This window comes from Arthrobacter sp. NPDC057013, assembly GCF_042674585.1.
GTDB lineage: Bacteria > Actinomycetota > Actinomycetes > Actinomycetales > Micrococcaceae > Arthrobacter.
The window spans coordinates 57,828-77,107 of the sequence record NZ_JBHUSE010000023.1 but is presented as its reverse complement, the minus strand read 5'-3'; the positions used below and the strand labels follow the sequence as shown (position 1 = coordinate 77,107).

Genomic DNA, 19,280 nt, shown 5'->3' with positions numbered 1-19,280 from the left:
GGGTCCGCGATCTGCTATCCCGCGTACTCCCGGACACCGTTCAGCTCGGCTTCCAGCGCAGCGAGCTGGCGATCGACGGCGGCCGGTGCCGTGCCGCCCTGCGAGTTCCGGCTGTTGAGCGAGCCTTCCGTGCTGAGGACGCTGCGGACCTCCGGCGTGAGGTGCTCCGATATGGCGGCATACTCCTCATCCGTCAGGTCCCACAGTTCCACGTTGCGGCTTTCGGCCTGCTTGACGGCGGCACCGGACAGTTCGTGCGCCTCGCGGAAGGGCACGCCCTGGCGGACCAGCCACTCGGCGATGTCCGTGGCCAGCGCAAAGCCCTGCGGTGCCAGCGATTCCATCCGCTCGGCATTGAACTTCAGCGTGGCGATCATGCCCGAGACAGCCGGCAGCAGCAGCTCCAGCGTGTCTGCGGCGTCGAACACCGGTTCCTTGTCCTCCTGCAGGTCGCGGTTGTACGCGAGCGGCAGGCCCTTGAGTGTGGCCAGCAGGCCGGTGAGGTTGCCGATCAGCCGGCCGGCCTTGCCGCGGGCCAGCTCGGCCACGTCGGGGTTCTTCTTCTGCGGCATGATGGACGACCCCGTGGAATAGGAATCGTGCAGCGTGACGAAGGAGAACTCCTTGGTGGCCCAGAAGATGACTTCCTCCGAGATCCGGGACAGGTCGACGCCGATCATCGCGGCCACCCAGCCGAACTCGGCGAAGACATCGCGGGCCGCAGTGCCGTCGATCGAGTTGTGGACGGCGGAGAAGAAGCCCAGGTCCGCGGCAACTGCCTCGGGGTCAAGGCCCAGCGACGAGCCCGCGAGGGCACCCGAGCCGTACGGCGAAACGCCGGCGCGCTTGTCCCAGTCCTGAAGCCGCTGCACATCGCGCAGCAGCGCCCAGGCATGGGCCAGGAGGTGGTGGCTGAGCAGGACGGGCTGCGCGTGCTGCAGGTGCGTGCGGCCGGGCATGGCCACGCCGGGGTGTGCCTTGGCCTGCTCCACCAGCGCGTCGATGGTGGCCAGCACGCCGCGGGCGATGATCCGGGCGTGGTCGCGCAGGAACATGCGGCCGAGCGTGGCCACCTGGTCGTTGCGTGAACGCCCAGCCCGGAGCTTGCCGCCCAGCTGGGTCCCCGCGCGCTCGATCAGGCCGCGCTCCAGCGAACCGTGCACGTCCTCATCGGATTCCGCCGGCACGTAGGCGCCAGACGCTACGTCCGCATCCAGCTGATCCAGGGCCGCGAGCATGCCATCAAGTTCGGCGGCATCCAGCAGCCCGGCCTTGTGCAGCACACGGGCGTGCGCCTTGGAGCCGGCAATGTCATAGCGGGCCAGCCGCCAGTCGAAGTGGGTCGATTTGCTCAGCGCCGCGAGGGCGTCGGCGGGGCCGCCGGCGAACCGGCCGCCCCACAGCGCACCGGTGTTCGTAGCCTCCGACTTGGTGGTTTCCTGCTCAGCCACAGCGGCTACTTTCCTGCGACGCGGATGTCGCGGCCGGAGGCAACCTTCGCGGACATGCCCCACAGCTCGATGAAGCCGCGCGCCATGGACTGGTCGAACGTGTCGCCGGTGTCGTAGGTGGCGAGGTCGAAGTCGTAGAGCGAGGTCTCGGAGCGGCGTCCGTTCACGATCGCCTGGCCGCCGTGCAGCACCATGCGGATGTCGCCCGTGACGTACTTCTGGGTGTCCTCGATGAAGGCGTCCAGGGAGCGCTTCAGCGGGGAGAACCACTGGCCGTCATACACCAGTTCGGCCCAGCGCTGGCCAACGGTCGCCTTGAAGCGGGCCTGCTCGCGCTCGATGGTGACGTCCTCAAGGTGCTTGTGGGCGGTGATGAGCGCCATGGCACCGGGTGCTTCGTAGATCTCGCGGGACTTGATGCCAACGAGGCGGTCCTCGACGACGTCGATGCGGCCCACGCCCTGGGCGCCGGCACGGCGGTTCAGTTCCTTGATGGCCTGCAGCGGGGTGACCTTCACGCCGTCGATCGCTACCGGAACGCCGGCTTCGAAGGAGATGGTGACCTCGTCCGGTGCCGGCGGGAATTCCGGCGTGGCGGTGTAGTCGTAGATGTCCTTGGTGGGGGCGTTCCAGATGTCCTCGAGGTAGCCGGTTTCGACGGCGCGTCCCCAGACGTTCTGGTCGATCGAGTACGGGTTCTTCTTGGTGGTCTCGATCGGCAGGCCCTTTTCCTCGGCGAAGGCGATGGCCTTGTCGCGGGTCAGCGCGAGATCGCGGACGGGCGCGATGCACTTCAGGTCGGGTCCGAGGGTCTGGATGCCCACCTCGAAGCGGACCTGGTCGTTGCCCTTGCCGGTGCAGCCGTGGGCCACGGTGGTGGCGCCGAATTCGCGGGCGGCCTTGACCAGGTGCTTGACGATGACCGGGCGGGAAATGGCGGAGACCAGCGGGTAGTGGCCCTGGTAGAGGGCGTTGGCCTTCAGCGTGGGCACGCAGTATTCGTTGGCGAACTCGTCAGACGCGTCAGCCACGTAGGCTTCGACGGCGCCGCAGCCGAGGGCGCGCTGGCGGATGGTCTCCAGCGATTCGCCGCCCTGTCCGACGTCGACCGCCACGGCGATGACCTCGGCGCCGGTCGCTTCGCCGATCCACCCGATGGCTACGGAAGTATCCAGGCCACCTGAATAGGCCAGAACAATACGCTCAGTCACGGAACATGCTCCTTAATTGTTTGTTTTTGTTTTGTTTGTCTTGGATGAATGCGGCCGGCCTACTGGCCGGCTTCCTCGGCGAGCTGCAGGAACCGGGCAGCCAGTTCCGGCCCGCCCAGCGGGTCCCGGGCCACGAGCAGCACGGTGTCGTCCCCGGCGATGGTGCCCAGGATCGAAGGCATCACGGAATGGTCGATGGCCAGTGCGAGGAAGTTCGCCGCGCCCGGCGGGGTCCGAAGCACCACGAGGTTGGCCGATGCTTCGGCCGTCACCAGCAGCTCCCCGCAGAGCCGCGCCAGCCTGGCATCGAGGATTTCCTGGCTGACCCCGCTCTTGGCCGCCCGCTCCCCGCCTTCGCCGGGAACGGCGTACACCAGCACACCCTCCTTGCCCCGCACGCGGACGGCGCCAAGCTCCACGAGGTCACGCGACAGCGTCGCCTGGGTGACCTGCACGCCGTCGTCCGCGAGCAACGCCGCGAGCTCGGCCTGGGACCGCACCGATTCGCCGGTCAGGATCGCGGTGATCCGCGCCTGGCGCGCCGTCTTGGTGGCCGGGCTCGCGCCGGGGGCCGCCGGGTTGGTGGACACTAGAACGTGCTCTCCCCGGTGCCCTCAACGGGAGAAAGACCGTCGACGAAGGCCAGCCCCGACTTATGCATCAGCCAGGCCATGAGCCCCTTCTGCGCGTGCAGGCGGTTCTCGGCCTCGTCCCACACGACCGACTGCGGGCCATCAATCACGCCGGCCGAGATTTCGTAGCCCCGGTAGGCGGGAAGGCAGTGCAGCACCACGGCGTCCGCGGCGGCCTGCGCCAGCGCAGCCTCGTCCACGGAGTATTCACGGAACAGCTGCATCCGTGCTTCCTTTTCGGCTTCCTGGCCCATGGAGACCCAGGTGTCGGTGGCGACGACGTCGGCTCCCTTGAGTGCCTCCGCCGCGTCCGTGGTGATGAGGACCGAGCCGCCGGTTTCCGCGGCGCGTTCCTGGGCGGCGGCCACGATGGCGTCCGCGGGCAGGTAGCCCTCGGGACCGGCGATGCGCACGTGCATGCCGGCCGTGACGCCGGCCAGCAGATAGGAGTTGGCCATGTTGTTGGCGGCGTCGCCGAGGTAGGCCATGGTGAGGCCTTTGAGTTCGCCCTTGTGTTCCTTGACGGTCAGGAGGTCGGCCAGCAGCTGGCAGGGGTGGTAGTCGTCGCACAGGGCGTTGATGACCGGAACCTTCGAGTTCTCGGCCATGGCAACGAGGCCGGAGTGCGCGCCCGTCCGCCACACGATGGTGGAAACCATGCGCTCGAGGACCTTGGCAGTGTCCTCGACGGATTCCTTGTGGCCGATCTGCGCCTCGCCCGGGTTGATGATCAGGGCGTTGCCGCCCATGTCCGCCACGCCGGTGGCAAAGGAGACCCGGGTCCGTGTGGAGGTCTTGTCGAAGATCACCGCAACGGTCTTGCGGCCGCTGCCTTCGGCGGCGAACGGCTGGACGCTGTACGGCGCCGCCTTCATGCGGCCCGCGAGGTCCAGGACTTCCGCCTGCTCTGCAGGGCTGAGGTCCGTGTCCTTGAGGAAGTGGCGGATGGTGCCGGTGGAGGTCACTGTGCGTCCTTTGCGGTTTGCAGGATGGCCGGAAGGGCGGCCAGGAAACGGTCCGCCTGCTCTGTGGTCAGGATGAGCGGCGGGGCCAGGCGGATGGTGCGGGGGCCGGGGCTGTTGATGATGAAGCCGGCGTCCAGGGCTGCGGTCACGGCGGCGGGGGCGACGTCGGCGTCCAGGTCGAAGCCGATCAGCAGTCCCTCGCCGCGCGCCTCCGTGACACCGTCGACGGCGGCCAGCGCCTCCCGCACGTGCGCACCTACGGCGCGGACGTTGTCGAGCACGTGCTGGCTTTCGATGGCATGCAGCGTAGCGAGGGCCGCGGCGGTGGCCACCGGGTTGCCGCCGAAGGTGGTGCCGTGCTGCCCTGCGGTCAGCAGCGACGATGTCTTCTCGCCGAACGTGACGAGCGCGCCGATCGGGAACCCTCCGCCCAGGCCTTTGGCCAGGCTGATGGCGTCGGGCACGATCCCGGCGTCCTCGCTGGCCAGCCACTTGCCCGTGCGGGCGATGCCGGTCTGCACCTCATCGAGGATGAGCAGGGCGCCGGCTTCGGCGGTGAACTCGCGGGCCGCCTTCAGGTAGCCGGCGGGAAGGGGCCGGACGCCTGCCTCGCCCTGGATCGGCTCCAGGAACACGGCAGCCACGGTCTCGTCCACGGCGTTGCGCAGGGCCTCGATGTCCCCGAAGGGAATGTGCTCAACACCGCCGGGCACGGGCTCGAACGGGGTCCGGTAGGCCTCTTTGGCCGTGAGCGCGAGTGCGCCCATGGTCCGGCCGTGGAATGCGCCTTCGAGCGCGATGATCCGGGTGCGGGGCTTGCCGCCCGCCTCCCCGGCCTCCCCGGCAGGAGTGCCGGAGTTCCGGCGGGCCAGCTTGAAGGCGGCCTCGTTGGCTTCCGTGCCGGAGTTGGTGAAGAACACCTTGGAACCGGCCGGCGCTTTACTGAGTTCCAGCAGCTTTTCGGCCAGGGCGATCTGCGTGGGGCTGGTGAAGAAGTTGGAGACGTGCCCCAGGGTGGCCAGCTGGCTGGAGATCACCGAAGTCACGAACGGGTGGGCGTGGCCCAGCGCGTTGACGGCGATGCCGCCCAAAAGGTCCAGGTATTCCTTGCCGTCGGCGTCCCAGACGAGGCAGCCTGCGCCGCGGACCAGCACCCGCTGGGGTGTGCCGAAGACACCCATCAGCGACGACGAATACCGCGCCAGCCACTCGGCGCCACTGGAGTGGCCCTTGGTTTCGACCAGCTCAACCACCGGGGATTGCTCAACGACTGCGGATTGTTCAAAGTTGCTCATGCGTTCGTCTCCTCGTCCGGGACAACCTGGGTGCCGATGCCCGCCGTCGTAAATGTTTCCAGAAGCATTGAGTGGGGCAGCCGGCCGTCAACGATGTGCGCCCGCTCTACCCCCTCGTCGATGGCCTTGAGGCAGGCGGCCATCTTGGGAATCATGCCGGATTCGAGCCTCGGCAGCATGTCCCGCAGCTCGGAGGCCGTCAGGGACGAGATCAGCGAGGACTTGTCCGGCCAGTTGGCGTAGAGGCCTTCGACGTCGGTCAGGATGACCAGCTTTGAGGCACCCAGCGCGGAGGCAACCGCCGCTGCTGCAGTGTCCGCGTTGACGTTCAGGACCTGGCCGGTGGGCTGGAAGCGCGCGGTTCCCGCCACGCCGTCGCCGGCGTCGGTGATCTCCGGGGCGACCGTGGAGATCACGGGGATCCGGCCGGCGTCGAGAATGTCCACGATGCCCGCGGGGTCCACGCCGACCACCTCGCCCACGAGCCCGAGGTCCACCTCCTCGCCGTCAACGACGGTGCCGGTGCGCACGGCACGCAGCAGGCCGCCGTCTTCACCGGACATGCCGACGGCGTAGGGCCCGTGTGAGTTGATCAGGCCCACCAGTTCACGCCCCACCTGGCCGGTGAGGACCATGCGCACCACGTCCATCGCCTCCGGCGTGGTGACGCGCAGGCCGCCCTTGAACTCCGACTCGATGCCCAGCCTGCCCAGCATCGAGTTGATCTGCGGGCCGCCGCCGTGCACCACCACGGGATGGATGCCCACGTGGTGGAGGAACACGACGTCCTCGGCGAAGGCGCGGCGCAGCTCGTCGTTGACCATGGCGTTGCCGCCGTACTTGATCACCATGGTGGTTCCGGCGAAGCGCTGGATCCACGGCAGGGCTTCGATGAGGGTGCCCGCCTTGTCTTGGGCATCACTCATGGACGTTGACTCGCGGGTCTGGGTGTTCATGCGGCTGGTTCTCCAGGGTTGCTGGCGGATCTAGCGTGGGTGGGCAGACCTAGCTTGAGCAGGCACTGTTAGCTTGAGTAGGCACTGTTCTCGTGGACGTAGTCGTGCGTGAGGTCGTTGGTCCAGATGGTGGCCTCTGCCCCGCCGGCCTGCAGGTCGATCTCCACGAGCACCTCGCGCGGTTCCAGGTCCACCAGCTTGCGGTCCTGGCCGATGCCGCCGTTCTGGCAGATCTGGATGCCGTTCATGGACACGTTGAGCTGGTCCGGCTCGAACACGGCGTCGGTGGTGCCCACGGCGGAGAGCACGCGGCCCCAGTTGGGGTCCTTGCCGAAGATGGCGGCCTTGAAGAGGTTGGAGCGGGCCACGGCGCGGCTGACGGTTTCGGCGTCGCGTTCGGTGGCGGCGTTGAAGGTCCTGATCGCGATGTCGTGGCTGGCGCCCTCGGCGTCGCCGATCAGCTTGCGGGCCAGCTCGGCGCAGACCTGGGTAAGGCCCCGGCCGAAGGTCCCGTCGGACGGGACGGCCTTCGAGGCGCCTGAGGCCAGCAGCACCACGGTGTCGTTGGTGGACATGCACCCGTCCGAGTCGGCGCGGTCAAAGGTGACACGCGTGGCGTCGCGGAGGGCGAGGTCGAGCAATTCCGGCTGGACGTCGGCATCCGTGGTAAGCACCACCAGCATGGTGGCCAGCCCGGGCGCCAGCATGCCGGCGCCCTTGGCGATGCCGCCGATGGTGAATTCATTTCCCTCGGCATCGGCGCCGGTAAAGACCGCCTGCTTGGGCACCGTGTCGGTGGTCATGATCGCCGTGGCGGCATCCGCTCCGCCGTCGGCGCTCAGGGCGGCTGCCGCGGCGTCGATGCCGGGGACAATCTTGTCCATGGGCAGCTGCTCGCCGATCAGTCCGGTGGAACAGACAAAGACGTCGGTGGCGGACAGGCCCAGCGCCTCCGCAGTTTTTTCCGCCGTCGTGTGCGTGTTCTGGAAGCCCTGCGGGCCAGTGCAGGCGTTGGCGCCGCCGGAGTTGAGGATCACGGCGTCGACGCGGCCGTCCGAGACCACCTGGCGTGACCAGTGGACGGGCGCGGCGGCCACCCGGTTCGAGGTGAAGACGGCGGCTGCGGCCTTGGACGGACCGTCGTTGACCACGAGCGCGAGGTCCGGGTTTCCGGAGGCCTTGAGCCCGGCGGTGACGCCGGAAGCGCGGAATCCCTTGGGTGCGGTAACGGTCACGGGGCAACTCCCTGCAGGTTGAGGCCGGCGGTTTCCGGCAGGCCTAGGGCAATGTTCATGGACTGCACCGCTCCACCGGCGGTGCCTTTGGTCAGGTTGTCGATCGCGCACGTGACAATGACGCGCCCGACGTGCGGGTCGAACGCCAGCTGCATGGCGGCGTGGTTGGAACCCTGCACGGACTTGGTGGTGGGCCACTGGCCCTCGGGCAGCAGGTGGACGAACGGTTCGTCGTCGTATGCTTCCGCCCAGGCGCGGCGAAGGTCCTCGGCCGCGACGCCGGGCTTGACCCGTGCCGTGGCGGTGGTGAGGATGCCCCGGCTCATCGCGGCCAGGGTGGGCGTGAAGGAGACCGTCACCGGCTCACCGGAGGCGTTGGACAGTCCCTGCTCGATTTCCGGCGTGTGCCGGTGGCCGCCGCCCACGCCATACGGGCTCATGGAGCCCATGACCTCGGAGCCGATGAGGTTGACCTTTGCCGCCTTGCCGGCCCCGGAGGTGCCGGAGGCGGCGACGATGACGACGTCGTTCCCCTCAAGCAGGCCGCCGGCGAAGCCGGGCGTGAGGGCGAGCAGCGCCGACGTCGGGTAGCAGCCCGGGACGGCGATCCGGTTGGCACCCTTGAGTTTCTCGCGCTGGCCCGGCAGCTCAGGCAGGCCGTAAGGCCACGTCCCGGCGTGGTCCGAGCCGTAGAACTTTTCCCACGCGGTGGCGGACTCCAGGCGGTGGTCCGCGCCGGCGTCGATCACCACCGTGCCCTCGGGGAGCTGTGCCGCGATCTGGGCGGACGCACCGTGAGGGAGGGCCAGGAACACGACGTCGTGCCCGGACAGGTTCTCCACGCTGGTGTCCTCGAGAATCCTGCTCGCCAGGCCATGGAGATGCGGCTGCAGTTCGCCTAGTCTGGAACCGGCGTTGCTGTGTGCCGTGATGGCTCCGATGGTCACGTCCGGATGGCCGGCCAGGAGGCGGAGGACTTCGCCTCCGGCGTAGCCGCTGGCGCCGGAAACGGCAACAGAAATAGTCATGAAGACGACTATACAGCAAGACTATGCATAGGTCCCGATATTTATGCATAGCCTGCCCATGCCCCCGCCGGTCCGCCGCAACTCCCGCCCGCCGTATGATTGACACAGGGTAATCCAGAACCGCGCGTGCCGAATGTCGGCCGCAGCGTTGCCCGTAACAGTTACGAGGCACCCAGGCTTATGGCCCCCACTATCACTTCCGAGCGCCCGCAACCCCGAATCCGCCAGTCAAGCCGCATACGCCAGGCCAACCCGGTCACACAGAGTTACTCCGACCTGCTCAAGGCCGTCCGCTCAGCCGGGCTCCTGGAGCGGCGCCGGGGCTTCTACATCACCGTCTTCGCCACACTGGCTGTACTCATGACAGCGGTCTGGTTCGGTTTCGCCCTGATCGGCCAGAGCTGGTTCCAGCTCCTCATCGCCGCAGGGCTCGGCATCATTTGCACGCAGCTGAGCTTCCTGGCCCACGAGGCGGGCCACCGCCAGATTTTCGCCTCCCGGCGCGCCAACGACTGGTCCGCGCGGCTTCTGGCCACATCCGTTGCCGGCGTCAGCTACTCGTGGTGGGAGCAGAAACACGGGGCACACCACAACCACCCGAACGTCATATCCAAGGACCCTGACATCGCGCCCGGCGCCATCGTGTTCCACACCGAAGACGCCGCCAAACGGCAGGGCCGGCTGGCCGTGCTGACGCGCAAGCAGGGCTGGCTGTTCGTCCCCCTGCTGTTCCTTGTGGGCCTCGGCCTGCAGATAGATTCGGTCCGCTTCGTCTTCCGCCGCGCGAAGGTCACGCACCGCTGGGTGGAACTGCCGATCCTGCTGGCCCGCCTGGGCGCCCTGCCTGCGCTGGCGTTTTCCTTCCTGCCCCTTGGCATGGCTGCCGCCTTCATAGGCGTGCAGCTCGCTGTTTTCGGTTTCTACATGGGTGCGTCCTTTGCGCCTAACCACAAGGGAATGCCGGTCCTCCCGGCAGACAGCCGCGTGGACTTCCTCAGCCGCCAGGTCCTGACTTCACGCAATATATCCGGCGGCCGGTTCATGGATATCCTGCTCGGCGGCCTGAACCGGCAGGTTGAGCACCACCTCTTCCCCGACATGGCCCGCCCCCAGCTGCACAAGGCAACGGCGATCGTGCGCCGGCACTGCGAAATACACGGGATTCCTTTCACGGAGAGCACACTGGCGGCGTCGTTCGGGATCATCGTCCGGTACCTCAATGAAGTGGGTCTCGCTGCCGGACGTCGCTTCGAATGCCCCATGGCGGCGGTCTCCCGGCGCTACTGACCAAGCGCCCGACTTCGCCTGCACCGGCCCGGTCCCTAGGATGAGGTGAGGAAGGGTGCCGGAGGTCCCGGCCCGGAAAAGGAGAAATCCCATGACGCACGCCATCGTCGCCCGGCAGCCGGGTGGACCGGAGGTTCTGGACTTCACGGAGATCGACCGCCCCGTCCCCGGCCCCGGCCAGCTGCTGGTGAAAGTAGCGGCAACGGGCGTCAACTTCATCGAGACCTACCAGCGCAGCGGCACGTACAAGGTGACCTACCCTTTCACCCCGGGATCCGAAGCAGCCGGCACCGTCGAGGAAGTCGGCGAGGGCGTGGAGGACTTCGCGGTGGGAAGCCGGGTGGCCACGGCCGAGGGAACCGCCTGCTACGCCGAATATATCGTGCTGGACGCCGCGAAGGCCCTGCCAGTGCCGGACGGCGTGGACGACCACACCGCCGCCGCGCTCCCCCTCCAGGGCATGACGGCCCATTACCTGATCAACTCCTCGTTCCGCGTTGAGCCCGGGCACAGCGTCTTGGTCCACGCAGGTGCAGGCGGGGTTGGCCTGCTGCTGATCCAGCTTCTGAAGGCCCGCGGCGCCCGCGTCATCACCACCGTTTCCACCGATGAAAAGGAGGCGCTGGCCCGGGGCGCCGGCGCAGACGAGGTGCTGCGCTACGACGGTTTCGCCGACGCCGTCCGCGACCTGACCCACGGCGCCGGCGTGAACGTGGTGTACGACGGCGTGGGGAAGGACACGTTCGACGGCTCGCTCGCCAGCCTGCGTACCCGCGGTTCGCTGGTGCTCTTCGGCGCGGCGTCCGGGCCCGTGCCGCCGGTGGACCCGCAGCGGCTCAATGCCGGCGGTTCGCTGACCCTGACACGGCCGTCGCTCGCCCACTTCCTCGGCAACCCGCAGGAACGCCTTTGGCGTTCCACGGAAATTTTCGGCGCCGCGGCCGATGGCAGCCTCAAGGTCCGCGTCGGTGCAACCTACCCGCTGGCCGAGGCCCGCAGGGCACACGAGGACCTCGAAGGCCGGCGCACCACCGGCAAGGTTCTGCTGGTCCCCTAACAACGGGTCAGGTCACCGGACGGCATCGCCGGCCCGAAGCTTCGACGGTCCGCCGCATGGCGGGCCGGGCAACAAAGCAGCCCCGGATGAACGGAGGGGAAACGATGTCATCTTCCGTTCATCTTGCTGAGGGAGAATCCAGCCGTGATTGAGCCTCTGCCGGAAACCCTGGACACCACCGCTCCTCCTGCCGCCGGCGGCGGGCCGGCGGCGGTGCGGGTGTACCCGGCCCAGCTGCCGGGCGCTGCCGCCGCCCCGCCCGAGCGGACCCTGGTGGACATCCTCACCGACACGGCCGCACGTTTCCCGGATGCCTCGGCGCTCGACGACGGCCGCCGCTCCCTGAGTTACGCCCAGCTCCTGGCCGAGGCTAAGGCCGAGGGCCGGCGGCTGCACCAGGCCGGCCTCGGAGCAGGAGACAAGATCGGGGTGCGGATCCCTTCCGGCACCAATGAGCTCTACGTCGCGATCCTTGCCATCCTGCTGATCGGGGCGGCCTACGTGCCCGTGGACGCGGACGATCCGGACGAACGGGCCAAGCTCGTGTTCGGTGAGGCACGGGTGGCCGGCATCCTGCGGGCCAACGGCGAAATCGTCACGGACCACAAGCGGCCGCGCCCCTTCCCGGCGCCCCGTCCGGCGGGGCCCGACGACGACGCCTGGGTCATTTTCACGTCCGGTTCCACTGGCACGCCCAAGGGCGTTGCGGTGCAGCACCGCTCGTCGGCCGCGTTCGTGGACGCGGAAGCACGCATCTTCCTGCAGGACGAACCGGTGGGGCCGCAGGACCGCGTGCTCGCGGGACTGTCGGTGGCCTTCGACGCGTCGTGCGAAGAGATGTGGCTGGCCTGGCGCCACGGCGCCTGCCTCGTGCCTGCCCCGCGGGCCCTGGTCCGCACCGGTATGGACCTGGGCCCGTGGCTGATCAACCACGGCATCACTGTGGTTTCCACCGTTCCCACGCTTGCGGCGCTCTGGCCGGCAGAGGCGCTCGAAAACGTGCGGCTGCTGATCTTCGGCGGCGAGGCCTGCCCGCCGGAACTGGCCGACCGCCTGGCGGTTGACGGCCGTGAGGTGTGGAACACCTACGGACCCACCGAGGCAACGGTCGTGGCCTGCGCGGCTCCCCTGGGCGGTACCGGCCCGGTCAGGATCGGGCTCCCCCTGGACGGCTGGGACCTGGCGGTGGTCGATTCCGACGGCGTCCCGGTAGCCGAGGGCGAGGTGGGCGAGCTCATCATCGGCGGTGTGGGGCTGGCCCGCTACCTGGACCCGCAGAAGGATGCGGAGAAGTACGCCGCCATGCCCTCGCTGGGCTGGGACCGCGCGTACCGCTCCGGCGACCTGGTCCGCTTCGAGCGCGCCGGTCTGATCTTCATGGGACGCGCCGACGAGCAGGTCAAGCTCGGCGGTCGCCGTATCGAACTCGGTGAGATTGACGCTGCCCTGCAGTCACTCCCGGGCATTGCAGGCGCCGCCGCCGCAGTCCGCACGACGGCGGCCGGCAACCAGGTCCTCGTCGGTTACCTGGCCCCCGCCGGCGGATCGGACGCCGCGCCCGGCCAACCAACTTTGGACCTGGCCGCATACCGTGAACTGCTCTCCGCCACGCTGCCCGCTCCGCTCATCCCGATGCTGACCGTCGTCGACACCCTGCCCACCAAGACCAGCGGAAAAGTCGACCGCCATGCGCTGCCCTGGCCGCTGCCAGGGGCCGGCGCCGCGGCAGCGGACGCCGCGCCGCTGAACCTGCCGGAGGATGCCCAATGGGTCGTTGACCAGTGGGAGGCCGTCCTGGGCAGCAGCGTCGCCGGCCTGGACGCGGACTTCTTCGCCCACGGCGGCGGTTCGCTGGCCGCGGCCCAGCTCGTCTCCGCCCTCCGGGGCCGCTACCCCACCATCACCGTGGCGGACATCTACGCCACCCCGCGCGTCGGCGCCCTGATCGAAGTCGCCCGCCAGTCCCTGCCCGGAGGCGTCTCTGCCGGCCCGGCCCCGGAACGGCCCGTCCGGCCCACTGCCCTGAAGTCACAGGTCTTCCAGACCCTCATGGGTATTCCGCTGCATATTCTGGCGGGCATGCGCTGGCTGACCTACCTGATGGCCGCCAACAACGTCCTCTTCGCGTTTGCCGGGTTCACGGCTGCACCCACCGTGTCGTGGTGGTGGGTGGCGGCGTCCTGGCTGGTCTTCGTTAGCCCGCCCGGACGGATGGCCATTTCTGTTGCCGCCGCCCGCATCCTGCTCCGCAACGTGCGGCCCGGGAACTACCCGCGGGCAGGCAAGGTGCACCTGCGTCTTTGGCTCGCCGAACAGATCCAGGACCTGGCCGGTGCCATCAGCCTCGCCAGTGCACCGTGGGTGCCGTACTACGCAAGGGCCCTCGGCGCCAAGATCGGGAACAACATCCACCTGCACTCCCTTCCCCCGGTGACGGGCTTCCTCACCCTGGGCCCCGGCTGCAACATCGAACCCGAGGTGGACCTGTCCGGCTGGTGGATCGACGGCGACATTGTCCGCATCGGCCACGTCCATGTCGGGGCGGACGCCACCGTGGGAGCCCGCAGCACCCTGATGCCCGGGGCCAGCATCGGCGCCGGCGGCCAGGTGGAGCCGGGATCGGCCGTGCTGGGCAAGGTCAAGGCCGGCCAGGTGGTGGCCGGCTCCCCGGCAGGACGGCGGGGCAAGGCGAAGCAGGACTGGCCCGCCGGACAGCCGGTCGGCTCCCTCCTGGGGCGTCTCTGGTTCACGGCCTTTGCTGCCGCGTCCGCCGTCCTGGCCCTGATTCCCTACGCTTCAGCCGTGGCCGCAGCCCTGGTGGTCTTCCTGTTCATCAGGGGCAGCGACTCACTGCTCAGTGCCGTGCCACAGGTGCTGGCGTCGCTGCCGCTGGCCGCCTTGACCTGGTTCCTCACCAACATGCTGCTGATCCTGGTCACCACCAGGCTGCTGGGCCTCGGCCTGAAGGAGGGCTACTACCGGGTCCGCAGCCGCGTCGGCTGGCAGGTCTGGGCCACCGAGCGGGTGCTGGACATGGCACGGGACCTCCTGTTCCCGATTTACGCCAGCCTGTTCACGCCGACCTGGCTGAGGCTCCTGGGGGCAAAGGTCGGAAAGAATGTTGAGGCCTCCACCGTCCTGCTGCTGCCGCGCATGACCACCGTGGGCGAGGGTGCGTTCCTCGCCGACGACACGATGGTGGCATCGTACGAGCTCGGCGGAGGCTGGATGCACATCGCGCCCGCCAAAATCGGCAAGCGATCCTTCCTTGGCAACTCCGGTATGACCGCCGCCGGGCGCAGCGTGCCAAAGAACTCCCTGGTGGCTGTCCTCTCGGCGACGCCGGGCAAGGCCAAGTCAGGCACGTCCTGGCTGGGCAGCCCTCCCGTCAGGCTGCGGCGCACAGCGGTGGCATCGGACAGCACCCGCACCTTCCGGCCGCCGGCGAGGCTCAAGGTGGCTAGGAGCCTCTGGGAGCTGTGCCGGTTTGTGCCGGTGGCCCTGACGGTGGGCCTGGCCCTTGGCGTGCTGCTCGTCTTCGACTGGCTCGCCACCGCCCTGGGTTACGGTGCGGCAGCGGCACTGGGAGGGGTGGTCCTGCTGGTCGCGGGCGGGGTGGCGGCGGCCTCCTCCGTTGCGGCGAAGTGGTTGCTCGTGGGCAGGATCAAGGCCGGCGAACACCCGCTGTGGAGCTCCTTCATCTGGCGGAACGAGGTGGTGGACAGCTTCATCGAAATGGTGAGTGCCCCATGGTTCGCCCGGTCCGCCAGCGGCACCCCGGCCCTTGTCTGGTGGCTGCGGGCCCTCGGCGCCAAGATCGGCCGGGGCACATGGTGTGAGAGCTATTGGCTTCCTGAGGCGGACCTCGTGACCCTCGGCGCCAGCTCCACTGTCAACCGCGGCTGCGTCGTCCAGACCCACCTCTTCCACGACCGCGTCATGAGCATCGACACTGTTAGTCTCGAAGACGGGGCGACGATGGGCCCGCATGGCGTGATTCTGCCGCAGGCGAGGATCGGCAGGGGCGGGACCGTTGGTCCGGCGTCCCTGGTGATGCGCGGCGAGACCGTTCCGGCCGGGACGTACTGGATGGGGAATCCGGTCAGCCCGTGGACCGGGCCCGCCGTTCCGGCACCCCGCCTTAAGTAGCCCCACCACAGCTAAGGAAGTCACACGCAGAATGAGCTCCGGAGAATCGCCCGGCCCGGCCGCCGTCCTCTCCGCCGGCGCCACGGCCACCGGCGACCCGTACGTCCCGGGCCACGGAACGGACGCCTACCGCGTCCTGCACTATGAACTCGAACTGGACTACAGGCTGGCCAGCAACCGGTTGTCCGGCCGTGCCGTACTGGCCGCTGTGGCGGAGCGCCGCACGTCCGCCGTCGTACTGGATATGACCGGCCTCCGCGCCCTGAAGATCCAGCTGAACGGCGCCCGCGTGCGGAGGTTCACGCAGCGGGCGGAACAGCTCGTGGTGCACTGCGAACAGCCCCTCGAGGCGGGCTCCGAATTCAGCCTCGACATCCGGTATGACGGCAACCCGCAGCCGCGGCGGGGGCTGTGGGGCGAGGTGGGCTGGGAGGAGCTCACCGACGGCGTCCTCGTGGCCGGCCAGCCTGACGGGGCGCCATCCTGGTTCCCGTGCAACGACCACCCGCGGAACAAGGCCAGCTACCGCATCACCGTCACCACGGATGCCGGCTACCGTGCCGTCTGCAACGGTCTCCTGGTGGGGCAGGCCGTGCGGTCCAGCCGCCAGACCTGGGTTTATGAGCAGCGTGAACCGATGGCAACGTACCTGGCGACCATCCAGATCGGCCGGTACGGGCTGGTGAGGCTGCCGGACTCTGCCGGTGTGCCCCAGTTCGTTGCGGCACCGGCGGAGCTGGTGGCGCGGGCGGAGACCGCCCTGGCCCGGCAGGAAGCAATGATGAGCACCTTCGTGAGCCGCTTCGGCCCGTATCCTTTCCCGGAGTACACGGTGGTGGTCACCGCCGACGAACTGGAAATTCCGCTCGAGGCCCAGTCGCTGTCCATCCTGGGCCGCAACCACCTGGATACCGGGTGGGAGTCACAACGACTGATCGCGCATGAACTGGCCCACCAGTGGTTCGGGAACTCGCTGACGCTCGGCACTTGGAGCGACATCTGGCTGCACGAAGGCTTCGCCTGCTACGCGGAATGGATCTGGTCCGAGGAGGCCGGCGTGATGCCCGCCGGAGAGCGTGCGCGTGCGGCCTGGCGGCGGCTCAACGCCGGCGCGCAGGACCTGCTGGTGGGTGATCCAGGACCGGAGCTGATGTTCGACGACAGGGTCTATAAGCGCGGAGCGCTCGCGCTGCACGCCCTGCGCCGGCGCTGCGGCGACCTCGCCTTCTTCGCGCTGCTGCAGGAATGGACCCGGACACACGCCCACAGGTCCGTGTCGACGCCGGAGTTCATCCTCACGGCCGACCGCGCCACGGGACTGGACACGGAATCGCTGCTGCATCCCTGGCTCTACGAGGAAGACCTGCCGCCGCTGCCGTAAAGTGCGTCCCGCACTGCGTTCCAGGCATGTGGTTTCGGGCATAAAGAAAGACCACGCCAAACGGCGTGGTCTTTCTTTATGGCCGGTCTAGCGCTGGACGGCACCGAACCGCTCGGCGGCGGTGGCGACGGCGCGCTCCCGCGCCTCCGATGCCTCGTCGGCCGTCAGTGTCCGGTCCGTGGCGCGGAACCGCAGGCCGAAGGCGAGGGACTTCTTGCCCTCCTCGATCCCCTTCCCCGCGTAGACGTCGAACAGGGCGACGTCCTCGAGCAGCTCACCGGCGCCTTCACGCAGCGCTGCCAGCACGTCGTCGGCGGGGACGTCCTGCGGCACCACGAGGGCCACGTCCTGCGTCGCCACCGGGAAGGTGGAGATGTGGCGGGCCACCACGACGTCGGCCGCCGCCTCGAAGAGGGCGTCCGCGTTGAGCTCCAGCGCGACGGACCGTGCCGGCATGTCGTGCGCGGCCAGGAGCTTGGGGTGCAGCTCGCCGGCATAGCCCACCACCTCGCCGGAGCGCAGCGACAGCTGCGCGGCGCGGCCCGGGTGGAAGGCCTGGTGCCGGCCCTGGGTGACCACGAGCTCCACACCAAGGACGTCACCGGCCAGGCGGGCGATGTCCAGGGCGTCGGCCCAGTCCCACAGCCGCGGGGCGTGGCCGGCAGCGGCCGGCGAATCATGGCCGGTGAGGACGGCGGCGACGTGCAGCGGCTGGTCAGGAACGCCGTCGTACAGCGCATCCAGCACCTCATCGCTTGGCTTGACGCCCAGCGGAGGAATGGACGGCGTGCCCAAAGTGTCACCGGGCAGGAAGACCAGGCCGGCTTCGAAGACGGCGAGGTCCCGGAAGCCGCGGGAGTGGTTGCGCTTGGCGACCTCCAGCAGGCCCGGCAGCACCGACGTGCGCAGGTAGCCGTGTTCCTCGCTGATGGGGTTGGCGAGCTTGAGCGCAGTCCGGGGCGCACCCTCCTCGGCCACACCAAACGTCTCGTTGGCGGCCTTCGACACGAAGGGGTAGGCCAGGACCTCGGTCAGGCCTGCATCAGCCAGCGCCTGGACCAGGCGGCGGCGCTGCTGCTGCACCCGGGTCAGACCGCGGCCGGGAGGCGCTACCGGCAGGGTCGCGGGGATCTGGTCGTAGCCCACCAGACGGGCCACTTCCTCGGAGAGGTCCTCCTTGGTTTCCAGGTCGTTCCGCCAGCTCGGCGCGGTGACGGTCCAGCCGGCGCCGGTCTTGTCGAGAACGGCACCGAGGTCCTCAAGGGACGTGACGATCTGCTCCTCGGTGAAGTCGATGCCGATCCGGGCGGCGGGGAACTCAGCCGGCAGCGCGATGGTCACCGGATCCGGGGCGGTTCCGACGTCGGTGCCCGCCTCGTCGGCGGTTCCGCCGGCCAGCTCCACGAGAAGATCGACGGCGCGCTGGGCCGCGATGTTGGCGACCTGCCAGTCCACGCCGCGTTCAAAGCGCTTGGAGGCTTCGGACGGGAGCTTGTGGCGCCGGCGCGAGCGCGCAATGGAGACTTCCTCGAAGTGGGCCGCCTCGATCAGGACGGCGGTGGTGGCGTCGGAGACCTCGGTGGACGCGCCGCCCATGACGCCGGCGACGCCGATGGGGCCGGAGGCGTCGGTGATCAGCAGGTCCTCGGGGTCAAGCGAGCGCTCCTTGCCGTCGAGGGTGGTCAGCTTCTCCCCCGCCACGGCCCGGCGCACCACGATATCGCCGGACAGCTTGTCCTGGTCGTAGAAATGAAGCGGCTGGCCGAGTTCGAGCATCACGTAGTTCGAGATGTCCACGGGCAGGGAGATGGACCGGATGCCGGCCAACCGAAGCCTGGAGGACATCCACGGAGGCGTGGGCCTGGTGGCGTCCACGCCGCGGACGGTGCGAGCCACAAAGCGGTCACAGCCGGGCTTGCCGTAGATCGGCGCGTCGTCGTTGATCTTGACCCCGTAGCCGCCGGACAGGACGGCCGGGGCGTTGACCTTCGACACGGGATCGGTGAACACCGTGCCGGTGGCATGGGCATATTCACGCGCCACGCCGCGGATCGAGAAGGCATAGCCGCGGTCCGGGGTCACGTTGATTTCGGCGGCCTGGTCGTAGAGGCCCAGCAGCTCCATGGCGTCGGTCCCGATCTCGGGATCCAGGCCGATCCGGGAAAGCACCAGGATGCCGTCGTGGTCCTCGCCGATGCCCAGTTCGCGGACGGAGGCGATCATGCCCGCGGACATGTGGCCGTAGGTCTTCCGTGCCGAGATGTGGAAGTCGCCGGGCAGGACGGCGCCCGGCAGGGTGACCACCACTTTGTCGCCCTCGACGAAGTTGTGGGCGCCGCAGACGATGCCCTGGACGCCGGACGGATCGATGCCCTTGCCGGTGAGAGTCTGCTCCTGCCCCTCCGGGACAACGCGGACCTGGCACCAGTTGATGGTCTTGCCGTTGGACTGGGGTTCCTTGACCAGGCTCAGGACCTGGCCCACCACGACGGGTCCGCGCAGGGCGTCCGTGGGGCGGTGGACCGCTTCCTCTTCAAAGCCGACCTTGACCAGGTCCGCCATGACGTCTTCGGCCGTGGCTCCGGCCGGTACCTGCGCGAATTCACGCAGCCAGGAAAGTGGGATACGCACTG

Annotated in this window: 13 protein-coding genes; 4 read left to right on the top strand and 9 right to left on the bottom strand. The window is 68.8% G+C overall.

Going from position 1 to position 19,280, the window contains the following annotated elements; all coding sequences use genetic code 11:
* Window positions 1-14: 14 nt before the first annotated feature.
* The 8 genes from argH to argC form a co-directional block, all read right to left on the bottom strand.
* Window positions 15-1,451 (bottom strand): argininosuccinate lyase, encoded by a 1,437-nt coding sequence (argH, locus tag ACFTSA_RS21410; protein WP_377953869.1) that lies wholly within the window; start codon window positions 1,449-1,451, stop codon window positions 15-17.
* Window positions 1,452-1,456: 5 nt separating this feature from the next.
* Window positions 1,457-2,662, bottom strand: coding sequence for an argininosuccinate synthase (locus ACFTSA_RS21405; protein WP_377953868.1), 1,206 nt, complete (start codon window positions 2,660-2,662; stop codon window positions 1,457-1,459).
* A gap of 59 nt (window positions 2,663-2,721) precedes the next feature.
* Window positions 2,722-3,252, bottom strand: coding sequence for an arginine repressor (locus tag ACFTSA_RS21400; RefSeq protein WP_307101160.1), 531 nt, complete (start codon window positions 3,250-3,252; stop codon window positions 2,722-2,724).
* Window positions 3,252-4,259, bottom strand: a complete 1,008-nt coding sequence (argF, locus tag ACFTSA_RS21395; protein ID WP_377953867.1) for an ornithine carbamoyltransferase — start codon at window positions 4,257-4,259, stop codon at window positions 3,252-3,254. Before argF ends, ACFTSA_RS21400 begins: the two co-directional genes overlap by 1 nt.
* Window positions 4,256-5,554: an acetylornithine transaminase gene (locus tag ACFTSA_RS21390; RefSeq protein ID WP_377953865.1), complete on the bottom strand. Its 1,299-nt coding sequence runs from the start codon at window positions 5,552-5,554 to the stop codon at window positions 4,256-4,258. The genes argF and ACFTSA_RS21390 overlap by 4 nt, the downstream gene beginning before the upstream one ends.
* Window positions 5,551-6,510, bottom strand: a complete 960-nt coding sequence (gene argB / locus ACFTSA_RS21385) for an acetylglutamate kinase (RefSeq protein ID WP_377953864.1) — start codon at window positions 6,508-6,510, stop codon at window positions 5,551-5,553. Before argB ends, ACFTSA_RS21390 begins: the two co-directional genes overlap by 4 nt.
* Window positions 6,511-6,578: 68 nt before the next feature.
* Window positions 6,579-7,745 (bottom strand): bifunctional glutamate N-acetyltransferase/amino-acid acetyltransferase ArgJ, encoded by a 1,167-nt coding sequence (gene argJ / locus ACFTSA_RS21380; protein ID WP_377953863.1) that lies wholly within the window; start codon window positions 7,743-7,745, stop codon window positions 6,579-6,581.
* Window positions 7,742-8,773, bottom strand: coding sequence for an N-acetyl-gamma-glutamyl-phosphate reductase (argC, locus tag ACFTSA_RS21375; RefSeq protein WP_377953862.1), 1,032 nt, complete (start codon window positions 8,771-8,773; stop codon window positions 7,742-7,744). The genes argJ and argC overlap by 4 nt, the downstream gene beginning before the upstream one ends.
* A gap of 180 nt (window positions 8,774-8,953) precedes the next feature.
* Here argC and ACFTSA_RS21370 point away from each other — a divergent pair, with 180 nt between their 5' ends.
* The 4 genes from ACFTSA_RS21370 to ACFTSA_RS21355 all read left to right on the top strand — a co-directional run bounded on the left by ACFTSA_RS21370 (window position 8,954) and on the right by ACFTSA_RS21355 (window position 16,647).
* Window positions 8,954-10,060 (top strand): fatty acid desaturase family protein, encoded by a 1,107-nt coding sequence (locus ACFTSA_RS21370; protein ID WP_377953860.1) that lies wholly within the window; start codon window positions 8,954-8,956, stop codon window positions 10,058-10,060.
* 91 nt (window positions 10,061-10,151) lie between these two features.
* Complete coding sequence (locus ACFTSA_RS21365) at window positions 10,152-11,117, top strand: quinone oxidoreductase family protein (RefSeq protein WP_377953859.1); 966 nt, start codon at window positions 10,152-10,154, stop codon at window positions 11,115-11,117.
* 213 nt (window positions 11,118-11,330) lie between these two features.
* Window positions 11,331-15,266, top strand: coding sequence for a Pls/PosA family non-ribosomal peptide synthetase (locus ACFTSA_RS21360; protein ID WP_377953886.1), 3,936 nt, complete (start codon window positions 11,331-11,333; stop codon window positions 15,264-15,266).
* 31 nt (window positions 15,267-15,297) lie between these two features.
* Window positions 15,298-16,647 carry a M1 family metallopeptidase gene (locus ACFTSA_RS21355; RefSeq protein ID WP_377953858.1) on the top strand — a complete coding sequence of 450 codons (1,350 nt, stop codon included), beginning with the start codon at window positions 15,298-15,300 and terminating at the stop codon, window positions 16,645-16,647.
* An 87-nt stretch (window positions 16,648-16,734) separates the two neighbouring features.
* Here ACFTSA_RS21355 and pheT read toward each other — a convergent pair whose 3' ends face one another.
* Complete coding sequence (pheT, locus tag ACFTSA_RS21350) at window positions 16,735-19,278, bottom strand: phenylalanine--tRNA ligase subunit beta (protein WP_377953857.1); 2,544 nt, start codon at window positions 19,276-19,278, stop codon at window positions 16,735-16,737.
* Window positions 19,279-19,280 lie beyond the last annotated feature (2 nt).